This window comes from Veillonella intestinalis (genome assembly GCF_943192895.1).
In the GTDB taxonomy this organism is placed as follows: Bacteria; Bacillota; Negativicutes; order Veillonellales; family Veillonellaceae; genus Veillonella_A; species Veillonella_A intestinalis.
In genome coordinates, this window is record NZ_CALPCB010000007.1 from 162820 (window position 1) to 175781 (window position 12962).

Here is a 12962-nt window from a genome sequence, read left to right on the forward strand (position 1 = left end):
AATACTATGATTTATTTTCAGCCTTCCTTTTATTTTTGTGTTATACTTGGTAATATATGTATTAACAAGCATCAAAGGAGTTTTTTATGGATTTTACTTTATTTCCTTATTTTCTAATCTCTTCCATTCTTCTGACCTTGGCACCAGGGCCTGACAATTTATATTTGCTAGCTAAAAGTATAGCTGATGGTGCTAAAGCTGGCATTATCTTAGCAGGCGGTCTTGCATCGGGCATTATATTTCATACAACATTAGTCATTCTAGGTGTAGCTGCCTTAGTAAAAAGTTCACCTATCGCCTTTTCTCTGTTAAAATATGTAGGCGCGGCTTATTTATTTTATCTTGCTTGGGGTGCTTTTACAGCAAACGTATCTGAAACCACCCCAACAGAAATAGAAACAACTGAAGCGACTACAGCAGAAATAGCAACAACTGAAACAGCTACCGCAGAAATAGCAACAACTGAAACGGCTACAGCAACCCAAAATACAACAGAACTTACTACACACAAAAAGGAAACTGCAGCAATAGAGCGGTCTGAAACGGGATTTGCTATTTACCGTAAGGGTTTGATTATGAACATCTTAAATCCAAAGGTCTTATTATTTTTCTTAGCCTTTTTACCACAATTTGTAAGCCCTAATAGTGAAAATCCTAGTTTATCCATTGCTTTTTTAGGTGCCACCTTTAGTTTACAAGCCTTTGTCCTGTTCAGCCTTATCGCCCTATGTGCCGGCAAGTTACGCGGCTTTTTACATCAAGGCCCTAGTTCACAACGCCTATTAAATCGCATACAAGGTATCGTCTTATTATGCATTGGTGGCTTATTGCTATTCTTTTAAAAACGTTATTCTTTAAAAACTAGATGTTACAGTTGCATATTATAATACTATTATAATTTAATAAAAAAGGATGTAACCTTACATGAATCACTCTCATGTAATAGTTACATCCTTTTAATTATTTAACCCAAGTTACAATATCTTCAATCGCTTGGCGTGTCTTTTCACGATGAGGTTCTTCATCACGATAGCCAAAGCCCGCCATAACGGATACACCAAAATGATTAGTATCCACGATACCTTCTGTGGCGAGTAATTCTTCTACCGCTTTAATATTAAAGCCTTCAATCGGACAAGAATCAATGCCAAGCATTGCCGCAGCAGTCATCATATTGGCCAACGCAATATACGTTTGTTTGCTCGCCCAATCATAAATAGCCCGATCACTTTCTAACAAGTTAAAATCATTCTGCTGAAAATTGCCATATGCTTGACGCATCATATCCATAACTTCATCAGGCATATGTTTGATGTCCTTCATAATATGTGTAATGTAGGGAGCATCAACGACAGTATCGACTTTTTTACGAGCCAATAAAATCACAAAATGACTAGCTCCCTTTAAACTATTTTGACCGCCCCAAGAAATAGGTAGTAATTTCTCCTTTAACGCTTGATTTTCAATCACTAAAAATTTCCATGGTTCAAAACCAAAAGAGCTTGGTGATAAACGGGCTACTTCTAAAATTGTATTAAAATCTGCCTCTGGTATTCTTTTGTTTTCATCAAACTTCTTGCAAGCATATCTAAAATTAAATGCCTCTAAAATATCTTTAGATGTAATATTCATATATATCTTCCTTTCAAATGTAGTAATACATAAGCTACACAATATACATAGTAGCACCTCGCTAAATAGCCTGATAATTTAATTACTAAATCATCAAACAACTATATCGATATATTTAGTATACCATACTACATTAAACACTTGAAGGAAATAAAAATATCTATTAAACATAAAACTTTAGAACTCTACTATGACTATAAATTCGAATGAAATAATTATTTAAATATCAATAATTAAATTTTTTACTTGCCGATTAACTCAGCAAAACTTTGACTCAAAATGATTTCTTGAGTAGCTTTATCAGGGACAAGCTCACTCAAAACATGCCAAGCCTTATCATACGTAATTGAAGTTTCAAACTGTGTATGTGGCCAATCACTGCCCCATAACAAACGACTTGGCCCAAATGCTTCTAATAATTTAGGTATTAATGTTTTAGCAATTGCTACATTATCCTCTAACGTTTTTTCCTTCTTCAAACGATACGAAGCTGAGATTTTAACCCACACTTGTCCTGTTTTACCAACTGACAATAAATATTTAAACCCTTCATCTTCTGCAGCTATATCTGCTGTCGGTTTTCCAAAATGATCAACAACTACTTTCACACCCGCCTCTAATAATGCATCAATTAACGGCTGTAACTGTATTGCATCAATGTGAAGCTCTACATGCCAACCTAACTGTTTTACATAATTTAGAATACGTGGCCATTCTCCTTCACGTAAGTTAGGAATTTCTCGAGCGTACAAATTAAGGCGAATCCCAACAATATTATACTTAGCTAATTCTTCTAGCTCTTTTAAAGTAATATCCGTATTTACAACGGCCACCCCATATAGCTTATTTGGATACTTTTTAATAGCCTCTACCATATAACTATTATCAAATCCTAAAAAGCTTGGCTGAATCAACATACCAGCTTGTAGCCCTTTAGATTCAAAGTTTGCAATAAAATCTTCAATACTTGCTTCATAGGATGGAGCATAACGCCGATCATTAGCTAACTGCAAATCTGGTGAAAAGACATGTGCATGTGTATCAACTTTCATAATAATACCTCCCTAACGAATAATCAGATTAATAACAAACGCATAAATAATAGCAGCGCCTAAACAGATAGGCACACCTCTGAAAATAAGTTTACTAAACATATCTACGCGTTCTTCCTCTTTTACTGTACTTAAAACTAAGCTACCACCTGATGAGAAAGGCGAAATTGCAGTAGCTTGCGCCCCAATAACAATGGCAGAAAATAAAACTATTGCATCTATCCCTGTTGCTTCTGCCAAACTTGGTACTAATGGGAATAATGCAGGCGTTACAACCCCCATAGTGCTAGAGAAGAATGACATAAAGCCACCTATAACAGCCATAACAATTGGTACAATCGGTTCTGGAATTGTATTGCTAACAAAGCTAGCAATCATTTTTACAGTACCAGCCTTAATTGCCACTGAAATCAACATTCCTACACCACAAATCATGATCAATGTTCCCCAAGGAACCATTTTTATAACTTCCTTTTCATCGCCTAATTTGAGCAGTAAAGCAAGAAGCGCAAACACAATGGCTACTAAACCTACATCAATAGACTTTTCTAACGTTTTCAAAATTTCTACTTGTGGGAAGAAAATTAGTAAAATAGGAAAAATTAACACAACAAAAATCATCGCAATTACTAAATATAAGGTTCTCCGCTGTTTATCATCAAAAGCTTCTGGTAGTGTTATATCCACTAAGTCTGTACTTCCCTCTCTACGGGTATTCAAAAGTATCATAATCCCTAGAACAATTAAAGGTACTAAGAAAGAAGCAAGAAATATTTGAAATTCATATCCATAAGCTGCTGCTTCATAACCAGCATTCTGCATTAAACCAATAAATACCACGCCACCAGGACTAATCATAAAGTTATTGCCACACAAAGCACCATAATTAACGGCTAAAGCACCAATTAATGGACTAAGGCCAGTCTTTTTACATAGCAACATTGTAATCGGTGTAAAAAAAGCCATAACAGCAAAAAATCCTGCCCCTAATGCAGCTAAAATTGTTGCTGCTACAAAAATTGCAAATGGTAACAACTTAGGAATACGCCGAGTCCGATATAACATATGTTGAGCTAGTTTTTCAAGCGTTCCATTAGTCATGGCAAAATTATAAAATAAAGAAATCGCTAAAATAACAAAGAAAATACTCATGGGCCACATTTTAATGACATCACCGGGTTTAATACCTAAGTAAAATGTGCCAATGATGTATGCAAAAGCAATCCCAAAAAATCCTGTATTAATTTTTGTTCTATAGCCTAAAGCTATCGCCACAACAATGGCACATAAAATTAAAACATTAACCATCAGTTAACCCCCTAACTACTTCTAATACCTAATAAATTACAGTAATTACAATTTCACATACAGTATATAACTATAAATCATGCGTAACAAATATCAATTACTTTACATCAGGAATAAAAAAAATCTATATCAGCCAGAAACATAATAAGCAAATATTAAAACAAAAAGGTCCGTCTAAGACTCGACGGACCTTTATTTTATAAGCTAATAATTTGTAAGCGTAAACCTAGAGGCTGCATAATTTTTAATAAGGTATCAACTTTTGGCATTGTTTTAAATGATTCTATGCGTGCTACTGAAGATTGAGGAATTCCACATTGTTCTGCCAATGCACGCTGACTTAATCCTAATTCATTACGCCTCTTAATAATTGTCGTTACTAAAGCGCTTAATTCCTCTATTTCTTCAATATCAAAGCGATTTTTTCATCAATAGACTTAACATAATTTTTATAATCTTCCCAAGTTTTCATTTATATTCCCCCTTTTCGTTGTAAATAATCCCATATTTCTGAGTCCCCATTACCTTTCTCATAAAATTCAATATTATACACTTACATCACCTTACATTCCCTAGTCCAATGATAGCATATACGCTATCATTTTACAAACACTATTAAATACCTAATCTCCAGTACGCCTTATCCCTTTCTCTTATTTACTAGCTAGTTGCTGCAACTTAGCCACCCGTTTATATAGTGGCGGATGGTCACTAAATAGCTGATTAATAAATCCATGCGTATCTCCATAACGGCTTAATTTAGCTAGGGCCGATGCCAACTCTGTGCCTAGCCCCAATTCATAGGCGTAGCGATCAGCACGGTATTCAGCAATACGAGAGCCAAAAGGACTCAATAACACAAAAGCTGTATTAACAGCAGAATTCATGATTTTAACTATAAAATTCAAAATTAATATAATTAGCGTAAAGAACAAGGATAAAATATTAATAAACGGTATAAATCTGATGATGTTATGCACAAATACAATGAACCAAATAATGATGCTAAATAAACGAAGTACTAAGTTATACGCCGAAGCAATAGCGAACGAAGTCATTCCATATGTTGTATCACGATGAACTAAATGACTCAGCTCATGAGCTAACACGCCTTTTAATTCGGCGGGCTCCATTTCAGCTAATAAGCCAGCATAAACAACTACACGATCATGGCCCATAGCAAAAGCATTTATCTCGCCGCTTTGTCCCACATATAAACGGTATCGCTGCGGATTAACGCCCGCCCGTTGACACACATCCTCCCAACAGGCTATCAAATAGTCTCCCAAGTCCCCTTTTGGTTTTGTTATACCCTTAAAAGAAAGATGTAAACTCTGAATTGGTGGTAATTGATACAAAATAATAAAGGCTACAAATAACAAACCAATCCAAACACACGATATAGCAAAGCTATGTTCTGGCAAGTTAAAAGCCCGTAAAATTTCAAGAATAAAAGGTTGCTCCAATAAATTTTGAACACCAAATACCGCTAAAATACTATTTATAAAATGTAATACAACAGCGGCCACTATCCCATAAGCAAAAGCCGTTAAAATAACAAGTAAAATTCCCATAGCCACGCCTTTCTTAATACTTTCTCGGTATCTTATTATCTTCTATTTTTTCTATTATTTTTATTATTTTTTCTTTTCTTATCATTCACTTATTATATACTATAAAAGCTGCAATGAGCCCAACCAATGGTTGTACTCATTACAGCTTATGATATGTGTTAAAATTTACCTTTAATTTGTTCTGTTTTATCTTTCAACTTTTCCGTGCCTTTAATCGCTAATTCTTTAATAGCTTCTGTATTCGCACCACTGAAAGCATTAAATTCAGTTTCATTATTAAGATCAAAATAAGGTGCTTCTTTAAACCCTAATACAGAAGCCACAAACACCATTGGAATCTGTGCGATTTCACTATTATAACCCTTTACAACGCTATTATAAGCTTCTCGCTTTTCAGTCAAAATAGATTCATTCTGTGCAATATTCTGTAAAAATGTATTATAATTAGTGCTTGCTTTTAATTCAGGATATGTATTAGCCAATGCTTGAATAGAAGTAACTGCTTCTGAAGATGCTTTTGCCATTTCTACGTAGTTGCCAGACACTTTAAGTTGCATTAGCTTTTCATATTCCCCATAACTATTCACAAGCTCAGTGAACTGATTAACAATAGCTACCTTGCGTTCTACCACAACTTTAATATTAGATCTTGCTTCTTTAATTTCCTGATTTAAATTCTGAAGTCGATTGTATTTTTTAATAAAAAATACAATAAGTACAATTAAAATTACAGTTAATAAAAAACTCATTATAAAACTCCTCTCCTTACTTTTATTCATTATAGCAAAAACTTTACTATTTACAAAATTTTATTTATACACCCTTATAAAGTTCAGGAATATTTTCTAAAACTTAGAATCTATGTACAAAAAAGCTCATTTCAGCGTCAACTGAAATGAGCAACAAGATTTCTTTTAGTAAGTTCTTTTTCTAATGAATTAACTCGTTTTTGAAGTGTATTAACTAAATTAGGTATTTTACGTTCAAGAATATCAGCAACATTCGGTCTATCTTTCGGTATTACATGGTGATTTAAAAACTTATTTAAATAAAAGTCAACACCTTTGTGATGCCCAACCATATTAACTGGTGCATGATGTTTATCTAATACCTCATCAACATTAGCCCACATTTCATACTTATAAAAATGAAATTTAACAGTAGGTATATCTTTATGCATTAGCAAAAACGTTTTGCCTTTAAATTTATCTTGTTGATTACTCACTTTATATCACCTCTTTCATTCGCAATCTTATAATCTTATAGTACAAAGCCCTACTAAAAAAAGTCAATTGTAGGACTTTTTTAGCCAATACATAATTATATGTTATGGTTAATTGTGCAATGAAATTTAAAATTTAATTTAATAACAAAAAGGTAGAAAATGAAAGCTCATTTTCTACCTTTTCTTTAAAAACTGGCATACAAATTGGCTTACTCGCCAATATTTTTTATTCTACTTTTTCTAAAAAGTCAGTAAACATCGGTGGTGCGCCTAGCAGGATTCGAACCTGCGCACTCGGTTCCGGAGACCGATGCTCTATCCCCTGAGCTATAGGCGCATATATGGGCACCTCTGCACACAAAATATGTACAAAGGCTACCCAATCATTATAGCAGTGCTAATTATAGCATGTCAAATAGCTAACACCATCCGAACACGGTTAACTGCTAATTACTTTTTCTTTTTCCTTCTATTTCTTAATCATGTTTCAACTGTTTATTACCAAGTCCTGTTTTACGGAAAATTGTAAAACAAATACTAAGTACAATAGCAACAACTGTAGCAAGGCCCATACCTTGAAGCACAACTGGTCCCAAAGATACTTGCGCGCCACTTAAGCCAGTAATCATAACAACAGATGTTAAAATCAAATTATCAGGGCGCGTATAATCTACTTTACGTTCTACCAACATACGTAGACCAGACGCGGCAATAATACCAAATAACAAAATACTTACACCACCCATAACTGGTACAGGAATAGCATGAATCAAGGCTGCAATTTTTCCAATGAAGGAGAAAATAATCGCCAACACAGCAGCCCCACCAATAACATAAACACTGAATACGCGAGTAATCGCTAATACGCCAATGTTTTCACCATATGTTGTATTTGGCGTAGCCCCAAAGAAACCAGAAAGCACATTAGCAATCCCATCCCCTAACAAAGAGCGTTCAAGACCTGGATCCTTCATAAGATCACGACCTACGATATTACTTGTTACTACCAAGTGCCCTACATGCTCAGCAAATACAACAAATAATGCTGGCATAATCATTAAAATAGCATTCATATTGAATACAGGCGCACTCATATGAGGTAAGGAGAACCAAGCTGCTTCTGATACTTTTGAAAAGTCCACTACCCCCATGAACGCAGCCAAAATATAACCGGATACAACACCAATTAATACAGGAATAACCGCAAAGAAACCGCGAAATACAACAGTCCCTAAAATCGTTACTATTAAAGAGAATAAAGATATAGTCAGTACTTGTGCATGCGTCATGCCCAAAGACTGCCAACTGTCACCCGTAATACCGGCCATGCCCATCGCTACCGGCCCTAACTCCAGACCAATAACGGCAATAATAGCGCCCATAGCCGCTGGTGGGAATAATACGTCAATCCAACCAATGCCCACTGCACGAACAATGAAAGACAATACGATAAAAGCTAAACCAAAGGCAATAAAGCCCCCTTGAGCCGCTTCATAAGACATCCCTGCTGCCATAACAGATAACACAGGGGCAATAAATGCAAAACTGGAACCTAAATAAGAAGGAATTTTTCCCTTACAAATAAATAAGTACAAAATAGTTCCAATCCCATTCATAAAAAGCGCCGTGGCCGGGTCTGCTTTTAACAAATACGGTACTAGTACCGTCGACCCAAACATGGCAAATAAATGTTGAAAACTTAATGGCAACATGGCCGCATTAGACGGCCGTTCAGACACATCAATAAAATCTTTCATGTCCTCTAAATCCTTTCTAACTCCACACTAAATATAATTTGTCGCTTACCCATTAGACGGTCTGAAACGACTCCGCGTTTCTTCACGTAGAGAAGGCATAATGCCTTGGCTACCGATTTTACGATTAGCCTCTTCATTAACCCGTGAAATGCTGAGCAAAATAGCAACCGCTACTACATTCATTAATAAAGACGACCCACCATAGGATACAAAAGGCAGTGGCACCCCTGTAACTGGCAACATACCACATACCATAAGCATATTAAATACAGCTTGACCGCCAATAATACAAGTAATGCCTAAGGCCATTAATTTGCCAAAGAAATCTCGTGCACCAATAGCTACACGAAACCCAAAATACACAAATGCCAACACTACAAAACTTAAAATAGCCGCTCCCAAAAGGCCTGTTTCCTGTGCCCACACAGCAAAAGCAAAGTCCGTATGTGCCTCTGGTAAGTAAAAATATTTAGCAGTACCTTGTCCCAAGCCTTGTCCTAATATACCACCAGAACCAATGGCTAACATACTCTGTACGCTCTGATAACTCAAGGTTTGTGCATGTCCCCAAGGATCTAGCCAAGCTAAAATACGTTCTAGACGGTACGGAGAATGCCAAATCATAGCCGCAAAACCTATAGCTCCGGCAATCATAACCAATCCCAGCTGCCGCAAACTACGCTGATTTAAACGAGCCATTACCATTAAAATGAGCGGAAAGGCCACAATTAATACGGCCGTCCCTGTATCTGGCTGAACTAGCGTGATAATGCCAAATACCAGCGGTGCCCATAAAACTTTCGATGGCACAGGATATTTACGCAACTGCCCACTCGCATCTTTTGCTTCAAACAAAGATACTGTAGGAAATCGTTTACGCCACTCTTCAATGCATTGGGCCGCCCAAATTATGCCTGCTAACTTAGCGAACTCCGAAGGTTGTACCGATAAGCCAAAAGGCAAACTAATCCAACGACGCGCCCCATTAACAACAGTACCAAATAAACCAACCCAGGCTAGAGATAAAAAAACACCGACCATAATCCACATCATGAATTTAGGTTCTTTAAGACGGCGATAATCCAGCTGGTAAAAATAACTGCCTGCCAACAGACTGCCTATTAAAAATCCTATATGTTTTACAATATTACTTTTTAAAATCGTTCCTTGTTGTGCCATTTCAACAGACGTAGCACTATAAATATTAACACTACCAATGAAAATCCAAATAGCTACTACCAAAATAATGCCCTGTGCATCATTTCGTACGAGCCGCTGCAACCAAGTATCTTCAGCTCGTTTTGCTTCCTTCGCCATGATTACGCCTCCTCAGGTTTAATCGCTTCTAGGCGGAAAATCGGCTGTCCTTTTTTACTAAACTTCTCTTCATATTCAGTCATTACATTAGGCATATCCGTACTATGTAAATCATAGGTTACATTTTTTAATATCCAACCACACTCTTTAAACTCTTCTAAAGAGAATAAAAATAAACCTTCATTATCCGTTTTGAAGTGAATTTCACCTTGTGGTTTCAATAAGCGTGCATAACGGTCTAAAAAAGTACGATAAGTCAAACGACGTTTAGCATGACGTGCCTTTGGCCAAGGATCACAGAAATTAATATAAAAACGATCCACTTCACCAGGCTCAACCACATCTTCAATACCAGCAATATCAAAGAGTGTTACTTTAGCATTAGGTAAATTCTGTTCAAATACCTTTTGCGCCGCATAATATAACACGCCTAATTGAACCTCAAAGCCAACAAAGTTAGCTTCTGGGTGGGCTTCAGCCATACCTGCGATAAAGCGACCTTTACCTGTTCCTAATTCAAAATATAACGGTTTAGTAGAATCCACAAATAATTCACGCCAAGCCCCTTTATTCGCCTCCTGGTTCTCTAAAATCACATGTGAATCATATTCGTGAATCGCCTCATCAATCCAAGGTTTTCTACGTAATCGCATACTATCTCCTTTAATTCATTAATCCTATAATATACACTATGAATTTTACTAGCTAAAAACTGCTATCTTTGATTGTTAGATCATCTAATACGTCTCTAGTAAAAACTTATCTTTTATAAAAATCTCTATCTAATTAATTATATAGTATAGCTGTCATTTACACAACAAAAGGCTGTCCCTAAAATAGCTCTCTTGAAATGAAAATTAGATATCTAACTCATTGCCAGCATTTTGGAACAGCCCTTGTCGTAGGAGGTCCTCAACACACACAATAACAATTACCTCACGAATATATTTTATGAGCACTACCCCATATAGCGACATCTAAATTGTCATTAGCTCCCTTGTATGTTGAGGACACTATTCAATTGTAAAACCTGAATCACTAAATCGTAATTAGCTCTTTCTTAAAGTAACTATACTTTTCATTGTCTAATTAGTTATTTACTAATCATCAACGATTGAACTAATTCTTCTAACTTCTTAATACGTTCATTTTGGCTTTCATTTTGAGCCTTCAAGTCATCAATTTCAGTTGTTTGTTTTTCCACATACTCAATTAAACGACCTTTACTCATACCAGCATATGGATTAGATTCGCCAAACTTCATGCTTACGCCAAAGTTCATCATATCTTCGCCATTGCCTAAGGTACCACCTACACTAAACATAGTATTTTCGTTTGGACGATAGAACGCACCTAGTGCTACAGAATTAGAGCCGTGATACGTACCAATACCGGCTGTGAAATTCCACTTGTTATCTGGATCATAATCAAGCGGATGTAAAGCTGCTAATGCGGCAAGGCCAGCACCGGATTTGTTAATCTTCGTATCCAAACGTGAAATTTGACGCGTATTATTTTGTACTACATTGGCAACACTACCAATTTGTTTTTCCAATGTTTCTCGTACTTCAAATACTTGACCTGTAGTAGCTGCATAATTACCATCAGCACTCAACTCAACAGCTTCAATATTACTAATTGGTTTGCCATTTGCATTAATACCATCTTTAGTAATATACACTTTATCGCCAACTGCAATACTGTTACCCACTTTAAGATCTTTGTTCAAAGATAAGGTATATTCATTCTTGCCATCAGTCTTAGGCGCTAGGATATTCCCATCGCCTTCTTTAATCGTTGTTACACCAGCAATATCAGTAATATTGTCTATAATATTAGTAATTTTGCCATCTACAGCCTGAAGCTGATCTTCGGTAGCCGCACGACCACTTTCAAAAGTCGCACCATCCCAAGTTGTATTAGTTAAGCCTTTAATTGTGTTATTAGCCGGTTCCCCATCTTTTGGTTTCGTACCATCGATAACAATACCACCCACTGTGATTTTTTCATCAAGACTAACTTTTACGCCTTTGGACGGTTCAGACGCATCAACTGGAGTTACTTTTACGCCGGTAGCATCGCCTTCAACCTTGGTAACAATACCATTATTAGTGATGTTCTTAATGTCGCCTTCTACCTTACTTACACGATTGTTCAAGGTAGTAATATTAGAAGTATTATCTGTTACCTCTTTAACAAAAGCAGGATCTACACCAATCGTAATATCATTACCGGATTGTGTAACTTTAATCTTTTTGCCATCTTTAAAGTTAATAATTGAGTTTTTCTTAATAGAACGTTCACCTGCACCATTGACTTGAAGCTTCCAAACACCAGCTTCGCCAACTTGTGAGCTAATATTACTAATTGCTGTTTGTAATTGCTTTTCAGTGGCTGCTCGATTTTCAACGATACCAGTAGTATCAGGGTTCCAATCTGTATTATCCAAACCAGTAATGTATAAACCTTCTACAGCTTTATCTGGTGCATCTTCATCAGCAACTTTTGGCGTAGGTTTTTGATTAGCAATATAGATACTGCCAGTTGGTTTCCCTTCTTTATCAGTAGGACCGACAATGCGAACACTACCGTCAGGTAAAATAATGTTCTTCGCTAACTTAACACGTAAGCCCGTAACTTTGCTAGGATCCTTAGAGTCTACATCAGCAACTACGCCAATGTTATTATCGCTTAAAGCATTAGCTGCAGCACCACCCTTAATATCTAGCTGCTCGTTAAGTTTTTTAGCTACATATTTAGTAGAATCATCAACAAAATCATCGCCAGCAAATTTCATACCATCATTGAGAGTAGCTACTTCTGTAACGATTGGATTGTCATTAGCATCTTTGCCTGTTTCATAAACAATACGAGTGATACTTTCTCCGTCTTTACCGTCAACACCTGGTGTGCCTTCTTTAACAGTAATCTCAGCGATTGCATTCTTACCTGGTGTTCCATCAGCACCATCTTTACCTTTTTCGCCGACAATAGTAATGCTACCAGGCGTACCATCTTTTCCATCCTTACCCGGTGTACCAACAGTAATGTCTTTACTTAATTTGAAATCGTAAATCTTTTGTCCTTCAACATCTTT

Annotated in this window: 12 protein-coding genes and 1 tRNA gene; 1 reads left to right on the forward strand and 12 read right to left on the reverse strand. The window is 36.3% G+C overall.

Annotation, left to right across the window (positions count from 1 at the left end; genetic code table 11):
* The first annotated feature begins 86 nt into the window (after positions 1 to 86).
* Positions 87 to 842 (forward strand): LysE family translocator, encoded by a 756-nt coding sequence (locus tag NFR27_RS07280; RefSeq protein ID WP_251443767.1) that lies wholly within the window; start codon positions 87 to 89, stop codon positions 840 to 842.
* A gap of 118 nt (positions 843 to 960) precedes the next feature.
* On the opposite strand, the gene NFR27_RS07285 is transcribed toward NFR27_RS07280, so the two are convergent.
* The 12 genes from NFR27_RS07285 to NFR27_RS07340 form a co-directional block, all read right to left on the reverse strand.
* Positions 961 to 1632, reverse strand: coding sequence for an NAD(P)H-dependent oxidoreductase (locus tag NFR27_RS07285; protein ID WP_251443770.1), 672 nt, complete (start codon positions 1630 to 1632; stop codon positions 961 to 963).
* 242 nt (positions 1633 to 1874) lie between these two features.
* The gene (locus NFR27_RS07290; protein WP_251443773.1) at positions 1875 to 2684 is read right to left on the reverse strand and encodes an amidohydrolase family protein; all 810 of its coding nucleotides are present in this window, start codon (positions 2682 to 2684) and stop codon (positions 1875 to 1877) included.
* 12 nt (positions 2685 to 2696) lie between these two features.
* Complete coding sequence (locus NFR27_RS07295; RefSeq protein WP_251443775.1) at positions 2697 to 3992, reverse strand: SLC13 family permease; 1296 nt, start codon at positions 3990 to 3992, stop codon at positions 2697 to 2699.
* Between the two features lie 197 nt (positions 3993 to 4189).
* Positions 4190 to 4402 (reverse strand): helix-turn-helix domain-containing protein, encoded by a 213-nt coding sequence (locus NFR27_RS07300; protein ID WP_308795476.1) that lies wholly within the window; start codon positions 4400 to 4402, stop codon positions 4190 to 4192.
* Positions 4403 to 4645: 243 nt separating this feature from the next.
* The gene (locus tag NFR27_RS07305) at positions 4646 to 5566 is read right to left on the reverse strand and encodes a M48 family metalloprotease (RefSeq protein WP_251443795.1); all 921 of its coding nucleotides are present in this window, start codon (positions 5564 to 5566) and stop codon (positions 4646 to 4648) included.
* A gap of 158 nt (positions 5567 to 5724) precedes the next feature.
* Positions 5725 to 6315 (reverse strand): LemA family protein, encoded by a 591-nt coding sequence (locus tag NFR27_RS07310; protein ID WP_251443800.1) that lies wholly within the window; start codon positions 6313 to 6315, stop codon positions 5725 to 5727.
* A 137-nt stretch (positions 6316 to 6452) separates the two neighbouring features.
* Positions 6453 to 6791, reverse strand: a complete 339-nt coding sequence (locus NFR27_RS07315) for a hypothetical protein (RefSeq protein ID WP_251443803.1) — start codon at positions 6789 to 6791, stop codon at positions 6453 to 6455.
* A gap of 262 nt (positions 6792 to 7053) precedes the next feature.
* Positions 7054 to 7128, reverse strand: a tRNA-Arg gene (locus NFR27_RS07320).
* 139 nt (positions 7129 to 7267) lie between these two features.
* Positions 7268 to 8548, reverse strand: a complete 1281-nt coding sequence (gene uraA, locus NFR27_RS07325; protein WP_251443806.1) for a uracil permease — start codon at positions 8546 to 8548, stop codon at positions 7268 to 7270.
* 45 nt (positions 8549 to 8593) lie between these two features.
* A complete protein-coding gene (locus NFR27_RS07330; RefSeq protein ID WP_251443809.1) occupies positions 8594 to 9865 on the reverse strand; it encodes an FtsW/RodA/SpoVE family cell cycle protein in 1272 nt (423 codons plus the stop codon).
* Positions 9866 to 9867: 2 nt separating this feature from the next.
* The gene (gene trmB, locus NFR27_RS07335; protein WP_251443812.1) at positions 9868 to 10518 is read right to left on the reverse strand and encodes a tRNA (guanosine(46)-N7)-methyltransferase TrmB; all 651 of its coding nucleotides are present in this window, start codon (positions 10516 to 10518) and stop codon (positions 9868 to 9870) included.
* Between the two features lie 440 nt (positions 10519 to 10958).
* A partial coding sequence (locus NFR27_RS07340; RefSeq protein WP_251454943.1) for a YadA C-terminal domain-containing protein occupies positions 10959 to 12962 on the reverse strand: 2004 nt, incomplete at its 5' end.

Excerpts from the sequence above, each read along its gene's own strand:
- NFR27_RS07280 (WP_251443767.1), top strand. The coding sequence starts at position 87 with ATGGATTTTACTTTATTTCCTTATTTTCTAATCTCTTCCATTCTTCTG.
- NFR27_RS07285 (WP_251443770.1), bottom strand. The coding sequence starts at position 1,632 with ATGAATATTACATCTAAAGATATTTTAGAGGCATTTAATTTTAGATAT.
- NFR27_RS07290 (WP_251443773.1), bottom strand. The coding sequence starts at position 2,684 with ATGAAAGTTGATACACATGCACATGTCTTTTCACCAGATTTGCAGTTA.
- NFR27_RS07295 (WP_251443775.1), bottom strand. The coding sequence starts at position 3,992 with ATGGTTAATGTTTTAATTTTATGTGCCATTGTTGTGGCGATAGCTTTA.
- NFR27_RS07305 (WP_251443795.1), bottom strand. The coding sequence starts at position 5,566 with ATGGGAATTTTACTTGTTATTTTAACGGCTTTTGCTTATGGGATAGTG.
- NFR27_RS07310 (WP_251443800.1), bottom strand. The coding sequence starts at position 6,315 with ATGAGTTTTTTATTAACTGTAATTTTAATTGTACTTATTGTATTTTTT.
- uraA (WP_251443806.1), bottom strand. The coding sequence starts at position 8,548 with ATGAAAGATTTTATTGATGTGTCTGAACGGCCGTCTAATGCGGCCATG.
- NFR27_RS07330 (WP_251443809.1), bottom strand. The coding sequence starts at position 9,865 with ATGGCGAAGGAAGCAAAACGAGCTGAAGATACTTGGTTGCAGCGGCTC.
- trmB (WP_251443812.1), bottom strand. The coding sequence starts at position 10,518 with ATGCGATTACGTAGAAAACCTTGGATTGATGAGGCGATTCACGAATAT.